Genomic DNA, 21,680 nt, shown 5'->3' with positions numbered 1-21,680 from the left:
GTCACCGTCTTCCCTATTCCTTTATCACCGCATCGCCCCTCAGCGGAATATCCAGAGTTTCAAGCCCGACAGGACTTCCCACAACAACCCAGAACAATTTATCCGGATGCAGCAGGCGCCTGGCAACCCGGCGGATCTGGTCGCAGGTGACCGCATCGATATATTCATTGCGGCGGTCAAAATAGACCGGTTCAAATCCCAGAATCTGGGCCCCGAGCAATTGCCCGGCAATGGCATCGCTGGTGGAAAAATTAAGCGCATAGGAACCGGTGAGATAGGTCTTGGCATCTTCCAGTTCCTTCTCTGTCACCCCCTCTTCGCGAAGGCGGCGAATTTCCTGCCGCGTCAGGGCAATGGCTTCCGACGCACGCTCATTCTGTGTGCCCATGCTGCCGCTGAACAGCCCACTGTATTCCATGGGCTGAAATCCGGTTCCCACCGAATAGGCCAAACCATTTTCCTCGCGCACCACTTCCGACAGGCGTGATGTCAGGCCACCACCGCCCAGAATATAGTTCATCACATAGGCCGCATACCAGTCCGGGTCCAGACGCTTGATCCCCGCATGGCCGAACAGGATTTTAGACTGATGGCCGGGATGCCGCTTAAGATACAGAGCTGCCGGCATCTTCGGCTTGGCGTCGGTAACACGGGCATCAATGGCCTCGTCCACCAGTGAACCAAAGGCCCGGTCCAGAAGATCGCCCAGTTCCTCGGCCGTCACATCGCCAACCACACTGATCACCAGCCGATCCCGGGTCACGCGCTCTTCCATATATTGCACCAGATCGTCCCGACTGAGAGCCTTCAGGGTCTCCTCGGTCCCGATGGGGCTGACACCATAGGGGTGGTCGGGAAAGGTATGTTCCCGGAAGATTTCAGACGCCATGCTGCCCGGATCTTCCTTCTGCCTGAGCAAAATGGTGATCAGTTGCTGGCGAACACGGTCAATGGCGTCCTGATCGAATCTGGGCCTGTTCAGGGCCAGGGAAAGAAGATCAAAGGCTTCAGACCGGTTTTCTGTCAATGTCTTGAGGTAACCGCTAAAACGGTCCCGTCCGGATGAAAAGCCAAGCTTGATGGCTTTTTCTTCGAGTCGGCTCTGAAATGCGCGGGAGTCCAGATCACCCGCGCCTTCATCCAGAAGGCCGGACACCAAGGCTGACAGGCCCGCCTTGTGAGCCGGGTCCTTCACTTCGCCGCCCTGGAAAGCAAAACGTATGCTGATCAACGGAATGGTGTGATTTTCCACCAGCCAGGCTTCAACACCCAGCGGGCTGATCACTTTCTGGATATCCATGGCCGCTAGAACGCGCCCGGCCGGCAGGGCCAGAATCACTGTCAGGAACAGAAGCAGGGATCTCAGTTTCATTTTGTAACTCCCTCTGCCTCAGGCTGCATTTCCGGTAACAACCGTCCGGTAACAGACTTCCGGATGTCCAGCACATACCTCGCCGCCTCCAGCACGTCCTGTTTTGTCACAGCCCGAATGTTATCAGGCCAGGCAAGGACATCCTTGATGGTATTGCCACTGGTCAGCGCCTGGCCGAAAATCTGGGCCATGGTGCTGTTTGAATCCCGGGCATAGATCATATCCGCCACGAGACTGTTTTTCACCCGGTTCAATTCCTCGTCGCTGACGCCCTTGTCCAGCAGGTCGGCGATCACCCCGTCAGTGGCCTGTTCCAGTATCTCCAGCGCCTTTTCGGGCGTTTCCGCCAGGCCGGGACGCGGAATGGCATACAAAAGAAAGCTGTCGGGATCATAGGATGTAGAGCTGTACTGGCTACCCGAGGCCACGGCCACCTGTTGTTCGACCACAAGCTTCTGATAAAGGCGACTGGTCACACCCCCTCCCAGGATTTCACCCAGCACATCCAGCGCAGGGGCATGCTGCTTTTCACCGGCGCTGTAGCTGGGGGCATGATAGCTGCGAAGCCAGGTGGGCTGCTGAACTCGCTGATCCCGATAATCCACACGTTTGGCTTCGGCCTGTTCAGGTTCCTGCGGGCGCTTCCGTTTCGGCAACGGCGTCCCCTTGAGAGGGCCATAGTATTTTTCAGCAAGATCCCGAATCTGATCCGTTGTCACATCCCCGGCAACGACAAGGACGGCATTCGCCGGATTATAATATTTATCATAGAAATTCCGCACATTCTCCAGCGACAGCTTTTCCAGCTCCCGGCGCCAGCCAATGATCGGAATGCCGTAAGGATGAATACTGTATTGGGCCGCGGCCATCTGTTCCCTGAGCAGGGACATGGGCTGGCTGTCAATGCGCATGCTGCGCTCTTCCAGCACCACATCACGCTCCGAGACAATGTCCTGTTCGTCCAGAACCAGGCCCACCATGCGGTCAGCCTCAAGTTCCATCATCAGCGGCAGGCGATCCACAGCCACAGTCTGGTAGTAGCCTGTATAATCAGCGGAAGTGAAGGCATTCTGCCGGCCGCCATTGCGGGCGACGATGCGGGAATATTCCCCCTCGGCCAGTTTTTCCGTGCGCTTGAACATCATATGCTCGAGAAAATGCGCGAGGCCGGACTGTCCCTTCGGATCGTCAGCCGCCCCGACATGATACCAGACCATATGGGTCGCGATGGGCGCGCGGTGATCGGGAATGACCACCACCTGCATGCCGTTATCCAGTGTGAAGCTGTCGACAATCGCCTGGTCCGGGCGGGCAGACGCAGAAAAGACAAACAGAAGCACCAGGACAGCGATGAACACCGCGCCCTGCCTTACTCTTCTTGTCTGGAGGAAAAAGCCGGTCATTTCAGTCTCCCGTCCGGAGAGGTCATGTCACAGGAAAGCAACAGGATTATTCGCCGAACAAAGCCTGACGGGCCAGTTCTTCCGGCGTATAGGTTTCCGTCGCGCCATCATCTCCCGGCGGACGCAGGTGATATTCCGGCGGTACCGCCAGAGACGGGTTTTTAAGAACCAGAAACTCGTCCGGAGCGTCCTTCCCGCCACAGGCGGAAAGAATGAGGGTCATTGCCGTTGCCCCGATTAACATTACATGTCTGATCACCAAAATATTCCCTTTCAATCGATATCTGCCATTCAGGGTGACAGTCCTGTCAGTTCTTTTGTTCCTTGTCGGCGCGACCGCTGCCGAAAAAGGCATCCCAGGCCAGCACCACTGCTCCGCAGGATATAAAACAGTCCGCCACATTGAACACTGCAAAAGACCAGTCCCCCACATGGAACTGAAAAAAGTCTGCCACAGCCCCGTATATGACGCGGTCATAGATGTTACCAATTGCGCCGCCAATGACAAGCCCTATTGCCACCATTGTGAGACGAGTGTGCACGGATCTGAGCCAAAACAGCAATATGGCAACGATCACAGAAGTCATTCCCACCAGAAACCAACGGCCTGTGTCCGTCTCCGCAGAAAAAAGACTGAAGCTGACGCCGCGATTCCAGACCATAACAACATTAAATACGGGCAGGATTTCGACCACGCCCTTCCGGGCCAGTTCATAGACGTCCATGAACCACCATTTGCTGAGACGGTCCAGCAGGAAAACAACAGCTGCCAGGATCAGACCGCGAGCAAACATCAGGCCTCTTCTTTTTCCGGAAGCTCGATACCCAGCGCGTCCACCGCTTCGGCGCAGCGGCCGCAGATGTCTTCATGCCCGTCGATGGTGCCCACTTCCGGCAGCACCTGCCAGCAGCGTTCGCACTTGTTACCATCGGCAAGTTCCGGCACCACAGCCACATCCGCCACATCTTCAAGGGTAAAGGCCCCTGCCGGTGCCGCGGCTTCCACCAGGGACGCCATGGATGTGATACTGATTTCGGCGAGGTCGATGTCTTTCAGGGCGTCCACATAGCCACCATCGGCCACGTAAACCGCCACTTTCGCCTGCAGGCTGGAGCCGATGCGCTTCTCGCGACGTTCCACTTCCAGTGCCCCGGTCACCACCCGGCGCAGGGACCGGACCTTCGACCATTTGGCGGCCAGCGCCTCGTCGCGCCAGTCGGCCGGCACATCATAGAATTCCTTCAGATGTACGCTGTCCCTGTCATCAGGGAAACGGGCCTGCCAGACCTCGTCAGCCGTAAAGGCCAAAATCGGGGCCATCCAGCGGGTCAGGCAATGGAAAATGGCATCCAGTACCGTACGCGCGGCCCGGTGACGCGACGTCATCAGCCCATCGCAATAAAGCGCATCCTTGCGGATGTCGAAATAGAACGCACTCAGATCGACAATGCAGAAGTTATAGAGCGCATTATACATCCGGTGGAAATTATAATTCTCGATGCAGTCGCGCACCAGCACGTCCAGTTCGCTCAGGCGATGCAGTACCCAACGTTCCAGTTCCGGCATCTCGGATACCGGCAGACGCTCTTCCTCGGCGAATCCTTCCAGGTTGCCGAGCAGGAAGCGCAGCGTGTTGCGAATCTTGCGGTAGGCTTCCACCTGGCCCTTGATGATATTGTCGCCGATCCGGTGATCGTTGAAATAATCGGTGGAGGTCACCCACAGGCGGATGATGTCGGCGCCATACTGATTGACCACCTTCTGCGGATCGACGCCGTTGCCCAGAGACTTGGACATTTTCAGTCCCTTTTCATCCAGGGTAAAGCCGTGGGTCAGCACCGCCTTGTAGGGCGCATGGCCCCGGGTGCCGCAACTTTCCAGAAGCGAGGACTGGAACCAGCCACGATGCTGATCGGTACCTTCCAGGTAAAGGTCAGCCGGGCTCTGCAGGTCAGGGCGGTCCTCCAGCACGAAGCTATGGGTGGAGCCGGAATCGAACCATACATCCAGGATGTCCATGACCTGTTCATAATCGTCAGGATTATAGTCGTTACCAAGGAACCGGCTGGGCTCGGAAGCGAACCAGGCGTCGGCGCCCTCTGCCTTCATAGCCTCGATAATGCGCCGATTGACATTTTCGTCTTTCAACAGCTCGCCATCGGACTTGCGTACGAAAAGAGAGATCGGCACACCCCAGGCGCGCTGGCGGGAGATCACCCAGTCGGGACGATCCGCCACCATGGAACGGATGCGATTCTGGCCGGTCTGAGGGAACCATTTCACTTTTTCGATTTCGCTCAGTGCCGTGTCGCGCAGGTCGTTGGTGTCCATGCTGATGAACCACTGCGGCGTACAGCGGAAGATCACCTTGGCCTTGGACCGCCAGCTGTGCGGGTACGAATGCTCGAAATCGTCGCTTGCCGCCAGCAGCTGACCGCTGTCGCGCAAATCACTACAGATCGGGCCGTCCGAAGCGACAAATTTCTTGTTGATCACATTGCCCTGACCGCCAAGCCACAGCCAGTCATCCCGGTAGGTGCCGCCGTCGGTGACCGCGAAAACCGGATCGATGCCGTTTTCCTTGCAGAGGTAGAAGTCATCTTCACCATGGTCCGGCGCCATATGCACCAGGCCGGTACCAGCATCGGTGGTGACAAAATCACCGGACAGGAACGGGCGGGGAGTTTCATAGAATCCACCAAGATGCGCCATCGGGTGCTTTGCCTTGGTACCGGCGAGATCAGAGCCCTTTCCTTTCCACAACGCAGCAGGTGTCGCCCCTTCATATCCCATACGTCCAAGAAGGGATCCAAGCAACGCTTCAGCCGCAAGCACACGCTTGCCGTCAACCTCGGCCACCACATAATCCACCTCGGCCCCGTAAGCCAGCGCCTGGTTGACGGGGATGGTCCAGGGGGTCGTGGTCCAGATGACCGCGTTGGCGCCAACCAGCTCCTTGATCGGGCTGTCGGTGATTTCGAAGGCCACATCGATCTGGGTGGAGGTCACATCCTGATATTCCACTTCGGCCTCGGCGAGGGCGGTTTTTTCCACCACTGACCACATGACAGGCTTGGCGCCCCGGTACAGGCCACCGTTCATCAGGAATTTGAGAAGCTCTTCCTCAATCTTGGCTTCTGACGCGAAATTCATGGTCAGATAGGGATTGTCCCAGTCGCCGAAAATGCCGAGCCTTTTGAACTGTTCCCGCTGCACATCAATCCAGTGGGCGGCAAAGTCGCGGCATTCCTGACGGAATTCGCTCAAAGGCACCTCGTCCTTGGATTTCTTTTTCTTGCGGTATTTTTCCTCGATCTTCCATTCGATTGGCAGGCCGTGGCAGTCCCAGCCCGGCACATACACTGCATCAAAACCGGACATCTGCTTGGCACGGACGATCACGTCCTTCAAAACCTTGTTCAGGGCATGACCAATATGGATATCGCCGTTGGCATAGGGCGGGCCATCATGAAGGATAAATTTCTCTTTACCTTCGCTTTCCCTGCGCAGGCGGCCGGGAATATCGTTCTCCCTCCAGCGCTCGAGCCACTGGGGTTCCCGGTTAGGCAGGTTGCCTTTCATGGGAAAGTCGGTCTTCGGCAGGAAGATACTTGTGCGATAATCTTTGGTCATGTCTTTTCTTGTTGTCAGAGCTTGGGTTCCGGACTGAAAAACGTCACTTTGTAGCAAGGCTTGTTGCTTACTGTCGAGCCTTTTCTCGGGCGGGAAGCGGAATCAGGCGATTATATCTCAAAGATAATCTTCAAGGCGGGGAACGGGAATATAATCCCGGGCATTTTCCGGCTTTGCCAGAAGCTCGCGGGCCGTCAGGCAATCCTGCCCGATCTGCGTCTTCAGGGCCTCCAGACCATCGAACTTGGCTTCCTCGCGGATGAAGTCGACAAACTCCACTTTCACCGGATGGTCGTAAATGTGATCGTCAAAGTCAAAAAGATGAACCTCCAGCAGAATATCCTTTTTGTCAAAGGTGGGTCTGCGGCCCACATTGGCCACCCCCTGCCAGATACCTTCCTCCTCGATAATCACCCGGACCGCATAGACACCGGCCAGCGGCTTGAGATAGCCATCCATGGAGATATTGGCGGTCGGGAACCCAATCATCCGCCCCCGCTGATCCCCCTGGATCACATGGCCTTCCACGCTCCACCAGTGGCCGAGGCGCTCCGCCACCTGGCGCACATCCCCCTGGCGCAGACTGTCGCGAATATTGGTAGAAGAATAGATATGATCCCCTTCCATCACTTTCTCCACAATGGTGTAGCCGAATTGTTCCACTTCACTGAGCCAGCCCAGCACATCTGTCCCGCCGCCGCGTCCCGCACCGAAACGATAGTCATAACCGGTGACCACATGCAGGGCGCCGATTTTGTCCCGCAGAACATCCAGAACAAAATCCTGGGCCGTCATTTTCGAGAAATCCCTGTCAAAGGGCAGGGTAAACAGCTGGTCTACGCCGAATTGTTCCAGCAAATGCGCCTTGGTGCGAAAGGAGGTCAGCCGGAAGTCCTCCTGCGACGGATTAAAAAAGGTGCGGGGGTGCGGTTCTACGGTCAGCACCGAAAGCGAGGTCTTCATTTCCCGGGCAATACGTCCAGCCCGTCCTATGACGATCTGATGCCCCTTGTGAAAACCGTCAAAATTGCCCAAGGCAATGACAGATCCCCTGCAGGTATCCGGTATATCGTCGTAATGCCTGAATATCTTCATAGGCGCGTTCGATTGTCCCTCGGATCATCTGACCGGCGTGCAGCATCTTTTCCGGCCGTATCTCTTGCTTGCCCCTGTTATCCGCGGGCAGGAACCATCATAAGGGCTTCCCCGTCCATAACAACGGTATCGCCTACTTTACACACGCACTGAAGTTTTACACGCTTTTTTTCCACAATCACGTCTTCCACCGTCACCGAGGCCTGGATTGTATCGCCGATTCTGACCGGGGCCCGGAATTTAAGATTCTGGGACATATAGATTGCGCCCGGCCCGGGAAGTTCGGTTCCCAGAACGGCGGAAATAATGCCAGCAGTCATCATGCCATGGGCAATTCGCCCCTCAAAGACTGTTGTCGAGGCATATTCCTCTTCCAGATGAAGGGGATTCGAATCTCCTGTCACCTCGGCAAAAAGTTCAATATCTCTCTCGGAAACTGTTTTTTTCAGGCTGGCCGACTGGCCGGGAGCCAGGTCTTCAACAAAATACTTCACTAAATCGGACACAGGTAACTCCCACAAAATATGTTAGAATTTCTCGATATACGCATATAAATGCCGCAATTTTTTTGCAGCGCACCATATACCAATATAAAAAAAAACAAAACCCCCCCCATTCTATTAACCCTTTTTTTAGTCCCTCGGGATAATTTGTACCTGTCACCTACTCGGATTTGCCGGATACTGACGTGTTTAAGATTTTTAACCTGTTAGCTTAAGGAGCGGGGAAAATAATGGCTGTAGAAATGTCAATGCCTATCCTGATCGTGGATGATTACAAAACCATGCTGCGTATTATCAGGAACCTGTTGAAACAGCTTGGTTTCCAGAATGTAGATGAAGCCAGCGACGGTTCAGAGGCCCTGAACAAAATGCGGGCCAAGAACTATGGTCTGGTTATTTCCGACTGGAATATGGAACCGATGACCGGATATGAACTTCTGAAAGAAGTCCGTTCGGATGAAATGCTGAAGGCGGTTCCCTTCATCATGGTTACTGCTGAATCCAAAACCGATAACGTGATTGCGGCCAAAAAAGCCGGTGTAAACAACTACATCGTCAAGCCGTTTAACGCAGCGACCCTGAAAACGAAGCTGGTTACTGTTCTCGGAGACTTCTAATGGGTTCGGGGCTGCTGCCTGACCATATAAGTCCGCTTGTCGACAAATTGCGACAGGGCGACCACACTCCTGTATCACTACCGGATGTGGCCGCGCTGACCGAAGTCCTCATGCGGTCCACCGAGAGCTATTTCCGCTCTATCGACCTGACACTCTATCAGGAGTGCCAGTCGCTGGCCGACTATATTAATGACGCCAAGTCGGAAATTGCTTCCCTGTCAGCAGATCATTCTGACGATGCTCAGATCCCCCGCGCCGGTCAGGAGCTTGAAGCTATTGTTCAGCAGACCGAAAGCGCGACCAACACCATCATGGAAGCTGCCGAACGGATCATGTCTGCTGATCCGGAGGATCACGAGGCGTATCAGTCCTGCGTGAATGATGCTGTGATGGAGATTTTCGAGGCCTGTTCCTTCCAGGACATCACCGGCCAGAGAATCAGCAAGGTTGTCGGCACCCTCGAATATGTGGAAGACCGGGTCGACCGTCTGATCAACATTCTCGGCCTTCAGGAAGGTGATGTTGCCAAAACCAACGAGGATCAGGAAGAAGTTGATGAAGAAAAAGCTCTTCTCAACGGTCCGGCTCTCGAAGGTGAAGGTATCGATCAGAACGAAATCGACGCTCTTCTTAATGGAGAGACCGACCCTGGTGCCGCTGAAGAAGAAGCTGAAAGCCCAGAAGCCGCAGCAGAAGAAGTAGAAGCCGCCCCCGATGAGGAGGCTGCAACCGACCAGCAGGACCTGGATGCGGATGATATTGATGCGCTGTTCGCAGAAGATGACGCCGCAACGGAAGAAGCGCCAGCCGCAGAAGCAGAAGCCGAAGCTCCTGCCGAGGAAGCTGCCCCTGAAGAAGCTGCCACCGAAGAACTGAATGCGGATGATATCGACGCCCTGTTCTCAGAGGATGCGCCGGCAGCCGAAGCCGCCCCGGAACCGGCCCCTGAGCCGGAACCCGAGCCGAAACCCGCACCGAAGCCCGTAGCAAAGAAAAAACCCCAGACCTTTGCCAAGAAAACTTATGAACAGGATCCTCAAGCGGCCCTGGAGCCCAAAAAATCAGATAAAACCTCCCAGGAGGACATTGACGCCCTGTTCGGTTGATAAATTACAGCCATATCAATTAAGAATGCCGGCCCGTTAGGTCGGCATTTTGTTTTCATCTTGTTTTCAGGCGCTAGAGACTGAGCGACGTATCGCTGCTGAGTCGCGGCTCACCGAACAGGTACCCCTGACCGAAGTCCATACCGAAATCCAGCACTTCGAGAATCGTCTGTTCATCCTCAATCTTCTCGATAATCAGGTCAATGTCATAGCGGGCAAAGGCCTCCTTGATATCATCGGGATGAATATCGGATTCCTTGTTGAGCAGTGATGCGGCATCCATTTTAACATAGCGGAAATAGCGGGACGCCAGGTCACCGAGATCGATATTGTAATCAATCACCTTGTCCATGGAAAAACGGAACCCGCGCCGACCCAGGGCCGCCAGACTACGCCCCACATTAGTGGAATGACGCATTACATCCTGCTGCGAAAATTCGAAAACCAATCTGTCCGCCAGTTCCTGGTTTTCCAGCATGAAATCGATAAATTGCGGGAAAAACTCCTGATCATTGAGGGAGACCGAAGAAATATTACAGAAAAACCTGAGATCGGGCTTGCGAGGACCCAACCGGCGGATCACCTGGATACAGCGAAACAGAAGGAGATTATCCAGCGTTCCCACAAGGCCGCTATCCTCCGCCAGCGGCATATATTGACTGGGAAAAATCACATGATCCTGTTCATCCCTCACCCGCGAATAGGCCTCGAAATAAACCACACGGCGGGACGGAAGGGCAACGATTGGCTGCAAGTATAGATCCACCCGGTTGTCTTCCAAGGCATAATGCATGACGCGCAGGATATCCTCATCGCTGCGGTCCTTGCCGTTGTCCTCTTGGGCAGTCCCACCCGAAGTGCCGCCGGCAATCCTGCGGGCCAACGTCTCGTCCCCTCTCCGGCCGGAAAGTCTTTTGCCTGATTTTTCGACGACCTGGTTCAGAAGGGTCTGGAGAACCCGCATCTCGGAGATGATTTCCGCATTCTGGCTCGATTCAGAACGGCTCAGCTTCTCTTCCTGTTTTCTCAGTTCAAGCCGCATTTCCTCCAGACGGTCCACGGCCATCTGATAGTCCTGGTGAAGGTCCATGAGCCGGCCAGCCATATCCTGACGGCCCATACGGAAAATATAAAGGCCGTGGAGCTGCATACTGGCCAGAAAAACAGTCACGCCAAGGACCATCTGCGTGCCCGGAGCAAGAACAGGAAATACCTCGGGGCTGACCAGATAGACAAGAACAGCCACAACCGCATAACTCGCCATAATCAGAATATGCGTCAAAATATTCATCTAACGTCCCATAATCCGTTGGTGCGTATCCACAATTTGCTGATTACAGCGGATTACCACCCCCTCTGCCTCTTTTATTGCTTTTTATGCAATCTGGCTACGATAGATGAGATGAATTGCAGGATCAAGTATTCTGAAAACCGTAACAGCGTTTGCCGCATCGGGACAAAGGAACACCCCGGAAATCCGCCGTTTCAGAATTAAAAAAGGCGACCTCCCGATCGCCTCTCTTGATATATCTATATATATTTATATCTTGATGTCAGCTCTTGCCGCCAAGGAATTCCTTGATATCCGCAAGCCGCTTGGCTTCCTTGGAAAGATAGGAAATCCACTTGTTGGCCATTTTCCGGCTGCGCTCGAACTTGCGGGCTTCTTCAAATTCCTTGCGGGCCTTGTCCAGCTGTCCCAGATTGAAATAGGCCATACCGCGCACCACATGAGCGGTGTCCTCGCGCTTCAGCTTGCCTTTGTTAATGGCAAGACCGATATATTTGGCCGCATTCTCATAGTCATCAAGCTGCATATAAACCTGGCCGAGACGCATGTAGAGATCGCCGTCCTTGGACAATTCAGCTGCATTTCTCAGCGGCATCAGGGCTTTCTTGTAGTCCTGACCGTTGATGAATGCCTGGGAGAGATATTCCCAGTGTTTAGAGGTTTTCTCTACGGCGCCATCCTTGATGGCCTTATCGAGCACCTTTGAAGACTTGTAGGGAATCTCGTGATAGAGGAAAAGCTGGGACATATTGACCAGTTCCGATTCCTTCTTCAGGAAACCCTGGCGATAGGCCGTTTCATACACGGTAAGCTGTTTGCGTTCCAGTTCCCGTTTCTGTTTTTCGGTCATGCCTTTTTCGTTAGTCAGTTCGCCATACATGCCGGCCAGCTGAATCCAGTATTCCTTCTTGGGCCATTTGGTCACCAGAAGCTCAAGGATATCAGTAACCGTCTGATAGTCTTTCAGCTCGAAATACATGACACGAAGAAGCAGGTACCAGTTTTCCTTGGGCTCCTTGCCCTTTTCCTCGAAAAGCTTGATGGCTTTTTCAATATAGGGAATACCCGTCTTGTAATAGGACGTATCATTCTTCTGGTCACCCAGGGAATAATAGGCCTGTCCCAGAATGACGTAAGCGTTGGCGCTTGGCGTCTCCTGGTATTCCAGCCAGTCGTTCATATACTCAATGGTCTTGTTATACTGCTCCATCACGAAATAGAGCTGAGCCATGGTATAGGTGACGTTGTCCTCAAGAGCGGCCGGAAGATTTTCCTGCTTCAGCACGTTCTGGTAAGCCGTAATGGCGCCCTTGTAGTTTTCCTGGCTATAGGCCAGAAAACCCTTGAAGTTATAGTACTGGGCGCGTTCATAGCTGTTCAGACTGTCCAGCTTTGACCCCAGTTCTTGTTCAAGCACCTTGTCGGCTTCCACCCAGTTTTCCGCTTCAGCGAATTCCTGGGCCTTGCCAAGCGCATTACCCACTTTCAGCCTCATGGCCGGTGTTTTGCGGGTTTTTCGATCGGCATACTTGCTCTTTTCCTCCTCAGCCTGGACGACCTGGCCTGTCAGTTGAACAGTAACCGGGGCAACCAGAAGCGCTGCGGAAAGCGCAGAAGCAGAAAAGAGGGTTTTCGTAAATCCAGTCATTTTTTTCATTACGTTTCTCCGTTCTACTTCTCAAGCTCGAATGTGATTTTGTGAAGAACGCCGGCCACATCGACCGCCTCTCCGTCAACCACCTTCGGCTTGTACTTGAATTTTTCCGCTGCCTTGATGGCGGCCCGGTTAAACAGGCTGCTTGTGGTTTCAACAACCACAATATCAGTTACCGTACCGTTCTTTGTCACGGTAAATTCAAGGATCACATAACCCTCGATTCCCCGTTCCGCCGCACGGCGCGGATAGACCGGCGCCACCTTAACAATTGGCAGATAATCACCGTCGCTGGCGGCAAACCCGCCTGTTCCGGCAACCTGGATACCCGTGTCAACCTGGGCAGAACCGATCTCGAAACCGGTCTGAACATTGAGATTTGCATCCATTTCAATGTCAGGCGTTTCCGGCGGAGTTTCCACGTCTTCGGGCTTTTCGGGCTTGCGGACTTTCTGCTCCACTTCCCGGGCCTTACGGACATCGGCGATTTCCACGCGGATATTGATGCCTTTTTCCGTATTCGGCTTTCCACCCATTGCAATCAGCAACTGCATCCCAAAGAACAACGCAAAGGTAACCAGAAGGGCGAATGAAAACGCTAGTGTATATCTTGCTATCATTGATCCCTCGTCGATACTACGTAATCCATGACACCTGCAGCACGGACGGCGTCAACAACATCTGTCATCACACCGGCTTTCGCTGCAGTGTCGGCCTGGATCACTACGGTTCCTTCAGGGTTCTCTGCACGCAGTCGTTCCACATTGGCGCGGATCGCCCGCACATCAACACGTTTTTTCTGCATCCAGACTTCATTCTGATCGCTGACAGCGATCATGATGTTAGCCTTGGACTGTGGCACAGAGGTTTGGGACAGAGGCCGGGTCACATCGATACCGGCCTCTTTTACAAAGGCTGCTGTTACAATAAAAAAGATGAGCATGATAAACACGATGTCCAGCATCGGTGTCATATCGATTGTTGCATCATCCTGACTCTTTGCAGCATGTTTTCGCATGGCTCTCTCTTAATGATCCATAGTTAAGTGATCTTCGAGCATTTCGGCTTCCTTGTTGGCGCGGTTCTCCAGATAAGAGGAGGCAAACACGCCGGACAGGGCACCGACCATTCCGGCCATTGTCGGGATCGTGGCTTTGGATACACCCGCAGCCATGGCGCGGACATTGCCGCTTCCCAATATCGCCATCACGTCAAAGACCTCAATCATTCCGGTTACGGTACCCAACAGACCCAGCAGAGGACAAACAGCCACCAGAGTTTTAATCAGGGGGATGGTTCCTCTCAGATCCATGGTTACCTGGCTGATCATGGCTTCGCGAATTTTATGGGCGAACCAGGAAGTCCGCTCGGAGCGAGCTTCCCAGGTTCCCATTACTTCATTCACTTGCTTGCGATGTCCGGTTTTGAAATAGACCAGACGCTCGAAAACCAGCCCCCAGATCAACAAGATTACGAGAAAGATCCAGGTCAGGATCGGGCCACCCCGTTCCATAAAGTCCCGCACCAACTCGAATGCTTCAATCAGGGGCGTCATGATCAGGCTCCTCTACCGGACTGCTGCTCTGCATGAACGGCGATGATGCCAGCGCTCTGCTCTTCCAGGGTATGGATGATGCGCTTGCTCATACCAGACACGATGCTGTGCAGGAACAGTGTCGGCAGAGCCACCACAATACCAAGCACGGTTGTCATCAATGCCTGAGAAATACCACCGGCCATCAGCTTCGGATCGCCTGTACCAAACAGTGTCATGGACTGGAAGGTCACGATCATACCGGTCACCGTACCGAGCAGACCCATAAGCGGGGCAACGGCGGAGATGATTTTGATCATTACCAGGAAGCGTTCAAGAGCAGGTGTCTCTTTCAGGATTGCTTCGTCCAGTTTCAGTTCGAGAGTTTCAACATCAACAGTTCTGTTGGCATCATAAACGCTGAGCACACGGCCAAGCGGGTTGTCGGTGTTGACCACATCGCTGCGGATCTGCTTTTTGACTTTGCTGTTCGCAAGACCAAGGCTCACGAAGCAATAGATAATCAGCAGTACACCGATAGCGCCGATGGCCAGGATCAGGTAACCAATGGTACCACCCTGGTCGATACGCTCACCGATTGACGGTGCCTGGATCAGCAGAGCCAGGATTGAACCACGTGACGGGTCAAGCGCAAAGGCTGTGAAACCTTCTTCTGCTTCCTGAAGATCGGAGGCAGTTGAAAGGAAACGGTCAGCCGGCTGACGCACCAGTTCGGTCACACGCTTGGCGCCCGGGCTCCATTCCAGATATTTACCGTCAGAGACCAGGTTAAAGGTACCAACACGGGTCACTTCCTTTTCCTCGGTCACACCGTCCGGATACTGAACAGTGGTGTTGAACTTAACCACTTTACCGGATTCGGTCATTTCCCGCTGCACTTCATACCACAGACGCTCGATTTCCTCGATGGTCGGCAGCTTGGAGCTGGAAGCGGTTTTCTGAATCAGTTCGTCCAGGAAGTCTTCACGATTGGCGTACTGGGCGCTGATGATGGAAGATTCGAAGATACCGCGGGCATCACCGGATACCTGCTGCAACACACCGAACAGTTCTTTCAGAGCACCAAGCTCATTGGACAGCTCTTCCTGCAGCTGAGCCAGTTTTTCCTCGTTGGCATTGAATTCGGCCTCGAGGCGGTCAGAGCGGCGCTCTTCGGCCCGCTGCTCGGCTTCAGCCTGCCTCAGAAGCTGCTGCTGCTGGGCTTTGTTGCGCAGGAATTCCTGCTCACGTTTTTTATGCTCGGCAGTTTCATTGATTTTTCCCTGCCGGACAAGTTCCAGGAGCTCATCAAGATTCTGAGCTGCCTGCTGTGACATAGCTGTTGAGGCAATTCCGCCGATAGCAACAGCAAGAATAATTGTTATCAGCTTTTTCATTGTGCCTGCTCCGGTGCCAGAATGGGAAGTTTCAGAAGCCTGTCAGCAGCAGCCTGTTTGTTTGCCACTTTCAGAGCCTGGGTAACGGAAGAATTGTAGGAGTCAGAGAGAATCTCGAACTCACCCGTATTCTTGTTCCAGGCGCCGGAAATACTTCCGTCTTTAGTCTGGTAAACCAGGGCTACGCGACCAATCTGCAGGAACTCAACTTCACGTGAGGTTCCGTCAATTTCGATGGAATCCGTATAGGAAACCAGGGCGCGGCCATAATCACTCTCGATCTGATAAGCTTCAAACACGCTGCGGAACTTCTCGGAAGCGTCCACAGAAGGATCGTCCATCAGAGCTTTCAGCTTTTCGACAGCTTCCAGACGGGTTTCCTTCTGGAAAGGAATGTCATGTGTGACAAACTGCTCGAGGGCATCAACCATTTTTACCATAGTCGGCGTAATCTGACGCTTCACATAGGTAACCTGCTTGATGGATTCGTTCAGATCCACCATCATTGCTTTCTGGTTGTCAATCTGACGCTGCAGCTGGGCATTGTAGATTTTCAGACCTTCAACAGTTTTGATCACAGCCTTGTATTGGGCAGTGATTTTGTCAGTTTCTTCAACGATGCCGTCGATGCGTTTTTGTGACTCCTGTGCAATCTTGTTCGCAGCTTCGCCTTCATTGAGGACATCCTGCAAACCAGTTGCACCCGCTACGCCAGCGCCCAGAACAAGGGCCCCAGCAGCAACGGCGGAAAGAACAGCAGTTCTTACTCGGTGCTTAATCATGCGTCTTCCTACAGCTTTTTATGGGTTGTAAAAATTGAACCATCCAATATGGCATAATATGTATTCGGAGAATTTGTATGATGTCGGAAACTGCCCTGGCGAGAAAAACACACAAAGTTGTCCCGCAGTTCCAGGTCTGATTTCTTCATACTCGTCCCCTTGTACACAATCCTAATTAAGCGCTCTTCCTGCCAAAATGGCTTTGGACAGAAAGAGTCCTAAAAGTTTTAATCCGTTAGAATGCGGTTTTCCTTTTCGGTTTTATTATCCGCATTTTCTTTATTTGGCCCGGCGAACCGGGCTCACACCTCACAGACAGTGCGTCACACTATCCCAAAAACTGCATGCTTTTCAAGACCTGCTTCATGGCAAATCCAAAAAAAACTATATTTTATAATTTTGAAACCGTGATACGCCTCTGCCGGAAGTTCTAAAAAGTGTGTAATACCTACAGTTTATCAGTGTGTTAGCCCAATCAAAAATCAGCACCGCACAGGCCGGGTGCAAGGAAAAAAATGCCTCCGAACAACACTGCCGCCAGTCCAGCCAGCCACGTTTAATGAAATAAATATTAAATTACACCGGGGACCGGCGAAAGAATCATGCGGAGAATTTCAGTCGGCGGAAAAAAAATAAAAGCAGCACCCTTTAACTGTGCTGCTTTCTGTCACGCCGACCGACGACCGGCACGACCGGGCCAGACTCAATGCCGGACTCAAATATATGCATCAACCGCCGGAATTGCCCAACGAACGGGCAAGTCTATTAGTGAGTGCGGACAGCATTCACGGCTTCGAGCACACCGTGCCATCTGTTTTCAATGCAGGTCTGCCGGGCCGCGGCGAGACCGAACCTTTTCACCATCTGGTAAGCCAGTTCCTGCTTGTATTCGAAATCGTCTTTTGCGGAAAATTCTGTAGTCATCTTACTGCGTGCCATCCTAAATTTCTCCTTGCGGTAACCCTGCCATCCCCGAAGCATTTAGGGGGACCAGTGGTTTTGCGTCCCGCCGTTACCGACGGTTTGCCCTTGTCACCAGAGACTTTGAAACTCAACTCGTCTGGAATATTCAACTTTAAACAAAATATCTAAAAAGGTCGTAAACAAATGGGTAAAATTTTACAAAAATACGGCAGATATCCCGACTCACGGAAAACAGGCCGTGCGAACGTCATTTCTATTGAATGATTGGGGCGGTATTAAGACAGCTGTGACAGGAATTGTCGTCCGGGCTTACGGGTTTAGGGTTTTTGCCACATCCTCGACCTGGCGCCAGACCCTGAGCAGGTTGCCGCTCCAGATTTTGGCGACATCTTCCTCACTGTAGCCTCGGGACAGAAGCTCCCGGGTTACGTTTGTGGTCTCTGCAGCATTATTCCAGCCGATGATTCCGCCACCGCCACCGAAATCGGAACTGATTCCCACATGATCAACGCCCATAACCTTCACAGCGTGATCAATGTGATCGACGAACTCTTTCACTGTGGCAGGAGGATAATCCCGGTCCAGTTGTTCCAGACCCTGTTTCATTTCAGGCGTTTCATAAAGCTGATCTTCGTCCAGTCCCTGGCCACGGTAGATTTCAGCAACCCTTTCCTCGAGCACGTCATAGGCTGCCTTGCGGGCGGGATCCACCTTGATATAGGCGCTGAGCGCGACGATCTGTGCCACCCCGCCATGCTTTGCCAGCAAACGCATCTGGTCGTCGGTCAGGTTACGGGGGTGATCCGCCAGAGCCCGCACGCTGGAATGGGAAGCAATCACCGGCGCTTTTGAATATTCCACCGCCTGGCGCATGGATTTCTCGGAAATGTGGGATATATCCACCATCATGCCGAGCCGGTTCATTTCATCAACCACCTTGCGGCCAAAATCGCTGAGACCGCCGTGCTCCTCTTCACCGTCGCCCAGTTCCTCGCTCGGTGTGGAAGTATCACAGATATCATTGTGCCCCATGTGGGCCAGGGTCATATAGCGACCGCCCAGGTCATAATATTTTTTCAGGAGGGAGATATCCTTGCCGATCACAAAACCGTTCTCGATGCCGATCATGGCCACCTTGCGACCGGCGGCATGGATTTTCTCAGCTTCATCCGGGTGATAGGCCAGACCGATACGGTCGCGATACAGCTCGTCGGTCATACGGTGAATCAGGGAAAACTTCCTCAGCGCATCCTGTTTCGCCTTTGCGTAATTCTCAGGCGTTCTTTCGGTCTGCCCCACATAGACGATAAAGAACCCGCCATCGAGACCGCCTTTTTCCATCTTGCCCAGATCCACCTGCATCTCTGTGGCCTTACCGGGATCGGTTTCCGGCGTTTCGGTATAATTGAGAGGGATATCCACATGACTGTCTATGGTGAACATCTTGTGATGTGTTAACACTTCGGGCGTCAATAACCTTGAAGTTGCCCCCGCCGGCTGAGCACAAACCACGGCCATTCCCATGAACAGCGCCGCAGTCAGGCCGCAATAAAAACGTTTTCCCGTGGAACACCTCTGATTTTCAGTCATAATTCTGAAATCCCCGAATGATTTACATTAGATTACTTGCAGTTATACTCATATTTGGCATATGATAGCTGTAGATTATTATGCGGGCAACTCGATCCTGCCAGTACAGAAATAACAGTACATAATAAACTTTGACATCTGAGGGGACAGGGGTTTGGCTATTATAGACACATTGTCCGTTTCCCATTTGAAAAACAGTCACTTGGACCGTTTTTTCGCTTTCCTCGCCCTGTTTTTGACTCAAATCAATGAAGTAAAAGGACGAATGTCCTATCCGAGTGCTGATGATCCTGCACCGAAGGTCGGTGGCGGGTCGAATGGTACAGCACGCTATGCGAATTTTAATTCTCTAAAAAGACAGGTTTGTACATGACAACCCAAACTACACCACCTGCTGTCAGTTCACTGGCACAATGGCTTACCTCCCTGGGGCTTGGGATTGGCGCCATTCTCGCGCTGCTAATTGCAGCACAGACAACTTCAACCCCCTTCCAGATACATGCCTTTGTTATGCTGGCCGCCTTCATTCTGGGAATCGTCGGCGTTTTCAGTCTCGGGTTTGGCAAGAACAATATCGTCAAGTCAGAGCCTTCTCCGGCCGGCGTCTATTATAATGACGGCATCATCAAGGCCGGTGTCATTGCAACCGTCTTCTGGGGAATTGCCGGTTTTCTGGCCGGCGACATTATCGCCTGGCAACTGGCCTTCCCGGCATTGAATTTCGACCTGGAATATATCAACTTCGGACGTCTGCGCCCACTGCATACTTCGGCAGTGATTTTTGCCTTTGGCGGTAACGCGCTGATCACCACGTCTTTCTATGCCGTGCAGCGCACCTGTAAGGCCCGTTTAGCGGGGGAAGTCGCGCCCTGGTTTGTCTTCTGGGGCTATCAGCTGTTTATCGTGCTGGCCGCTACCGGCTACCTGCTGGGCATTACCCAGTCCAAGGAGTATGCCGAGCCGGAATGGTATGTGGATATCTGGCTGACCATTGTCTGGGTCACCTACCTGCTGGTCTTCCTGGCGACCTTGTGGCGCCGCCGTGAACCGCATATCTATGTGGCCAACTGGTTCTACCTGGCCTTCATCGTCACCGTGGCCATGCTGCACGTGGTGAATAACCTGACCGTGCCGATTTCCTGGACCGAACCGAAAAGCTATGTCCTGTTTTCCGGTGTTCAGGACGCCATGACACAATGGTGGTACGGCCATAACGCGGTGGGCTTCTTTCTGACCGCGGGTTTCCTTGGTATCATGTATTATTTTGTGCCCAAGCGGGCGGAACGGCCGGTCTATAGCTACCGGCTGTCGATCATCCACTTCTGGGCGCTGATCTTCATTTACATCTGGGCCGGCCCGCACCATCTGCATTATACCGCCCTGCCCGACTGGGCGCAGACACTGGGCATGACGTTCTCCGTCATGCTGTGGATGCCGTCCTGGGGCGGCATGATCAACGGTCTGATGACCCTGTCCGGCGCCTGGGACAAACTGCGCACCGACCCGGTTCTCAAGATGCTGGTGGTTTCCGTGGCTTTCTACGGTATGAGCACCTTCGAGGGGCCACTGATGTCCATCAAGGCGGTTAACGGCCTCAGCCACTATACCGACTGGACCATCGGCCATGTCCATTCCGGTGCTCTCGGCTGGGTGGCTTACGTCAGCTTCGGCGCCATTTACTGCCTGGTGCCCTGGATCTGGAAACGTCAGTCACTTTACTCCATGAAGCTGGTGAACTGGCATTTCTGGGTATCCACCATCGGCATCGTGTTCTATATCTGCGCCATGTGGGTCTCCGGCATCATGCAGGGCCTGATGTGGCGTGCCTATAACGAACTCGGCTTCCTTGAGTATTCTTTTGTGGAAACTGTCGAAGCCATGCATCCCTATTACATCATCCGCGCCACCGGCGGGCTGCTCTTCGTACTGGGCTCCCTGATCATGGCCTATAACCTGTGGATGACCGTGAAGGGCGAGGGCGACGCCAAGGCAAAAGAACCGGGCATGTCCCCGGCGATGGCTGAATAAGGAGGAATGGACCTATGTTTAAACATGAAATCTTTGAGAAGAACTCCATTCTTCTGGTCATCGGTATCCTGATTGTCGTCTCCATCGGCGGCATCATCGAGATCGCACCCCTGTTCTATTTGGACAGCACCATCGAAAAAGTAAAGGGCATGCGTCCCTATACGCCGCTGGAGCTGGCCGGACGGAATATCTACATCCGGGAAGGCTGCTACACCTGTCACTCCCAGATGATCCGCTCCACCCGTGATGAAGTGGAACGTTACGGCCATTATTCACTGGCAGCGGAAAGCATGTATGACCATCCGTTCCAGTGGGGCTCCAAACGTACGGGGCCGGACCTTGCCCGTCTTGGCAACAAATATTCCGACGAGTGGCACCGGGCCCATATGGTTGACCCCCGTCAGGTTGTCCCCGAATCCATCATGCCGGGGTACCCTTTCCTGGCAACCAGCAAGCTCAGATACCAGACTATCGAGGCCGATCTGAAGGCCAACCAGATGGTCGGCGTTCCCTATACCGATGACATGGTGGCAAACGCCACGGCGGATCTGGAAGCCCAGCTGAACGAGGACAGCGACGGTTACGACGGCTTGATGGAGCGCTATCCCGGCGCACAGGTTCGTGATTTTGACGGCAACCCGGAAAAAATCACCGAACTTGACGCCCTGATTGCCTATATGCAGATGCTCGGCACCCTTGTCGACTTCTCCCTCTATGACGAAGAAAGCAACCGGCGCTAATCCGGGTGAA

Annotated in this window: 20 protein-coding genes and 1 riboswitch; of the genes, 4 read left to right on the top strand and 16 right to left on the bottom strand. The window is 53.4% G+C overall.

All coding sequences use genetic code 11. From position 1 onward, the window contains the following. Positions 1-13 precede the first annotated feature (13 nt). The 7 genes from ACN0YD_RS02315 to ACN0YD_RS02285 all read right to left on the bottom strand — a co-directional run bounded on the left by ACN0YD_RS02315 (position 14) and on the right by ACN0YD_RS02285 (position 8,010). Positions 14-1,372 carry a M16 family metallopeptidase gene (locus ACN0YD_RS02315; protein WP_417317029.1) on the bottom strand — a complete coding sequence of 453 codons (1,359 nt, stop codon included), beginning with the start codon at positions 1,370-1,372 and terminating at the stop codon, positions 14-16. Continuing rightward, entirely contained in the window at positions 1,369-2,775 is a 1,407-nt protein-coding gene (locus tag ACN0YD_RS02310; RefSeq protein ID WP_417317028.1) for a M16 family metallopeptidase, read from the bottom strand. Before ACN0YD_RS02310 ends, ACN0YD_RS02315 begins: the two co-directional genes overlap by 4 nt. 46 nt (positions 2,776-2,821) lie before the next feature. Then, the gene (locus ACN0YD_RS02305; protein WP_417317027.1) at positions 2,822-3,034 is read right to left on the bottom strand and encodes a DUF3035 domain-containing protein; all 213 of its coding nucleotides are present in this window, start codon (positions 3,032-3,034) and stop codon (positions 2,822-2,824) included. Between the two features lie 49 nt (positions 3,035-3,083). Further along, entirely contained in the window at positions 3,084-3,569 is a 486-nt protein-coding gene (gene lspA, locus ACN0YD_RS02300) for a signal peptidase II (RefSeq protein WP_417317026.1), read from the bottom strand. Beyond that, a complete protein-coding gene (ileS, locus tag ACN0YD_RS02295; protein ID WP_417317025.1) occupies positions 3,569-6,409 on the bottom strand; it encodes an isoleucine--tRNA ligase in 2,841 nt (946 codons plus the stop codon). The genes lspA and ileS overlap by 1 nt, the downstream gene beginning before the upstream one ends. A gap of 117 nt (positions 6,410-6,526) precedes the next feature. Continuing rightward, complete coding sequence (locus ACN0YD_RS02290) at positions 6,527-7,504, bottom strand: bifunctional riboflavin kinase/FAD synthetase (protein WP_417317024.1); 978 nt, start codon at positions 7,502-7,504, stop codon at positions 6,527-6,529. A 77-nt stretch (positions 7,505-7,581) separates the two neighbouring features. After that, positions 7,582-8,010 (bottom strand): MaoC family dehydratase, encoded by a 429-nt coding sequence (locus ACN0YD_RS02285; RefSeq protein WP_417317023.1) that lies wholly within the window; start codon positions 8,008-8,010, stop codon positions 7,582-7,584. A 227-nt stretch (positions 8,011-8,237) separates the two neighbouring features. On the opposite strand from ACN0YD_RS02285, the gene ACN0YD_RS02280 reads away from it, so the two are divergent. Further along, a complete protein-coding gene (locus tag ACN0YD_RS02280) occupies positions 8,238-8,624 on the top strand; it encodes a response regulator (RefSeq protein ID WP_417317022.1) in 387 nt (128 codons plus the stop codon). Then, positions 8,624-9,730, top strand: coding sequence for a protein phosphatase CheZ (locus ACN0YD_RS02275; RefSeq protein WP_417317021.1), 1,107 nt, complete (start codon positions 8,624-8,626; stop codon positions 9,728-9,730). Before ACN0YD_RS02280 ends, ACN0YD_RS02275 begins: the two co-directional genes overlap by 1 nt. Before the next feature lie 73 nt (positions 9,731-9,803). On the opposite strand, the gene ACN0YD_RS02270 is transcribed toward ACN0YD_RS02275, so the two are convergent. The 9 genes from ACN0YD_RS02270 to ACN0YD_RS02230 all read right to left on the bottom strand — a co-directional run bounded on the left by ACN0YD_RS02270 (position 9,804) and on the right by ACN0YD_RS02230 (position 18,902). After that, positions 9,804-11,021, bottom strand: a complete 1,218-nt coding sequence (locus ACN0YD_RS02270; protein WP_417317020.1) for an EAL domain-containing protein — start codon at positions 11,019-11,021, stop codon at positions 9,804-9,806. A 262-nt stretch (positions 11,022-11,283) separates the two neighbouring features. Next, complete coding sequence (locus ACN0YD_RS02265; protein WP_417317019.1) at positions 11,284-12,678, bottom strand: tetratricopeptide repeat protein; 1,395 nt, start codon at positions 12,676-12,678, stop codon at positions 11,284-11,286. 14 nt (positions 12,679-12,692) lie between these two features. Further along, positions 12,693-13,295, bottom strand: a complete 603-nt coding sequence (locus tag ACN0YD_RS02260) for a TonB family protein (RefSeq protein WP_417317018.1) — start codon at positions 13,293-13,295, stop codon at positions 12,693-12,695. Beyond that, entirely contained in the window at positions 13,292-13,693 is a 402-nt protein-coding gene (locus ACN0YD_RS02255) for an ExbD/TolR family protein (protein ID WP_417317017.1), read from the bottom strand. Before ACN0YD_RS02255 ends, ACN0YD_RS02260 begins: the two co-directional genes overlap by 4 nt. Before the next feature lie 9 nt (positions 13,694-13,702). Beyond that, a complete protein-coding gene (locus tag ACN0YD_RS02250; RefSeq protein ID WP_417317016.1) occupies positions 13,703-14,230 on the bottom strand; it encodes a MotA/TolQ/ExbB proton channel family protein in 528 nt (175 codons plus the stop codon). A gap of 2 nt (positions 14,231-14,232) precedes the next feature. Continuing rightward, positions 14,233-15,606 carry a MotA/TolQ/ExbB proton channel family protein gene (locus ACN0YD_RS02245; protein WP_417317015.1) on the bottom strand — a complete coding sequence of 458 codons (1,374 nt, stop codon included), beginning with the start codon at positions 15,604-15,606 and terminating at the stop codon, positions 14,233-14,235. Beyond that, positions 15,603-16,388, bottom strand: coding sequence for a DUF3450 domain-containing protein (locus ACN0YD_RS02240; RefSeq protein ID WP_417317014.1), 786 nt, complete (start codon positions 16,386-16,388; stop codon positions 15,603-15,605). Before ACN0YD_RS02240 ends, ACN0YD_RS02245 begins: the two co-directional genes overlap by 4 nt. Positions 16,389-17,153: 765 nt before the next feature. Beyond that, the gene (locus tag ACN0YD_RS02235; RefSeq protein WP_417317013.1) at positions 17,154-17,327 is read right to left on the bottom strand and encodes a hypothetical protein; all 174 of its coding nucleotides are present in this window, start codon (positions 17,325-17,327) and stop codon (positions 17,154-17,156) included. Positions 17,328-17,341: 14 nt separating this feature from the next. Beyond that, a riboswitch (cyclic di-GMP riboswitch) is annotated at positions 17,342-17,426 on the bottom strand. Between the two features lie 195 nt (positions 17,427-17,621). Next, positions 17,622-18,902: a dipeptidase gene (locus tag ACN0YD_RS02230; protein ID WP_417317012.1), complete on the bottom strand. Its 1,281-nt coding sequence runs from the start codon at positions 18,900-18,902 to the stop codon at positions 17,622-17,624. A gap of 369 nt (positions 18,903-19,271) precedes the next feature. On the opposite strand from ACN0YD_RS02230, the gene ccoN reads away from it, so the two are divergent. Then, positions 19,272-20,930, top strand: coding sequence for a cytochrome-c oxidase, cbb3-type subunit I (gene ccoN, locus ACN0YD_RS02225; protein WP_417317011.1), 1,659 nt, complete (start codon positions 19,272-19,274; stop codon positions 20,928-20,930). A 14-nt stretch (positions 20,931-20,944) separates the two neighbouring features. Further along, on the top strand, positions 20,945-21,670 hold the full coding sequence (gene ccoO, locus ACN0YD_RS02220; RefSeq protein ID WP_417317010.1) for a cytochrome-c oxidase, cbb3-type subunit II: 726 nt from the start codon (positions 20,945-20,947) through the stop codon (positions 21,668-21,670). The last annotated feature ends 10 nt before the right edge of the window (positions 21,671-21,680 follow it).

Source organism: Emcibacter sp. (assembly GCF_048269205.1).
In the GTDB taxonomy this organism is placed as follows: Bacteria; Pseudomonadota; Alphaproteobacteria; order Sphingomonadales; family Emcibacteraceae; genus Emcibacter.
Note: the sequence above shows the minus strand (reverse complement) of the source record. Positions and strands in the feature narration are given on the sequence as shown.

Coding starts and splice junctions, on each gene's coding strand:
- ACN0YD_RS02315 (WP_417317029.1), bottom strand. CDS start 1,372: ATGAAACTGAGATCCCTGCTTCTGTTCCTGACAGTGATTCTGGCCCTG.
- ACN0YD_RS02310 (WP_417317028.1), bottom strand. CDS start 2,775: ATGACCGGCTTTTTCCTCCAGACAAGAAGAGTAAGGCAGGGCGCGGTG.
- lspA (WP_417317026.1), bottom strand. CDS start 3,569: ATGTTTGCTCGCGGTCTGATCCTGGCAGCTGTTGTTTTCCTGCTGGAC.
- ileS (WP_417317025.1), bottom strand. CDS start 6,409: ATGACCAAAGATTATCGCACAAGTATCTTCCTGCCGAAGACCGACTTT.
- ACN0YD_RS02290 (WP_417317024.1), bottom strand. CDS start 7,504: ATGAAGATATTCAGGCATTACGACGATATACCGGATACCTGCAGGGGA.
- ACN0YD_RS02280 (WP_417317022.1), top strand. CDS start 8,238: ATGGCTGTAGAAATGTCAATGCCTATCCTGATCGTGGATGATTACAAA.
- ACN0YD_RS02275 (WP_417317021.1), top strand. CDS start 8,624: ATGGGTTCGGGGCTGCTGCCTGACCATATAAGTCCGCTTGTCGACAAA.
- ACN0YD_RS02270 (WP_417317020.1), bottom strand. CDS start 11,021: ATGAATATTTTGACGCATATTCTGATTATGGCGAGTTATGCGGTTGTG.
- ACN0YD_RS02265 (WP_417317019.1), bottom strand. CDS start 12,678: ATGAAAAAAATGACTGGATTTACGAAAACCCTCTTTTCTGCTTCTGCG.
- ACN0YD_RS02260 (WP_417317018.1), bottom strand. CDS start 13,295: ATGATAGCAAGATATACACTAGCGTTTTCATTCGCCCTTCTGGTTACC.
- ACN0YD_RS02255 (WP_417317017.1), bottom strand. CDS start 13,693: ATGCGAAAACATGCTGCAAAGAGTCAGGATGATGCAACAATCGATATG.
- ACN0YD_RS02250 (WP_417317016.1), bottom strand. CDS start 14,230: ATGACGCCCCTGATTGAAGCATTCGAGTTGGTGCGGGACTTTATGGAA.
- ACN0YD_RS02245 (WP_417317015.1), bottom strand. CDS start 15,606: ATGAAAAAGCTGATAACAATTATTCTTGCTGTTGCTATCGGCGGAATT.
- ACN0YD_RS02240 (WP_417317014.1), bottom strand. CDS start 16,388: ATGATTAAGCACCGAGTAAGAACTGCTGTTCTTTCCGCCGTTGCTGCT.
- ACN0YD_RS02235 (WP_417317013.1), bottom strand. CDS start 17,327: ATGGCACGCAGTAAGATGACTACAGAATTTTCCGCAAAAGACGATTTC.
- ACN0YD_RS02230 (WP_417317012.1), bottom strand. CDS start 18,902: ATGACTGAAAATCAGAGGTGTTCCACGGGAAAACGTTTTTATTGCGGC.
- ccoN (WP_417317011.1), top strand. CDS start 19,272: ATGACAACCCAAACTACACCACCTGCTGTCAGTTCACTGGCACAATGG.
- ccoO (WP_417317010.1), top strand. CDS start 20,945: ATGTTTAAACATGAAATCTTTGAGAAGAACTCCATTCTTCTGGTCATC.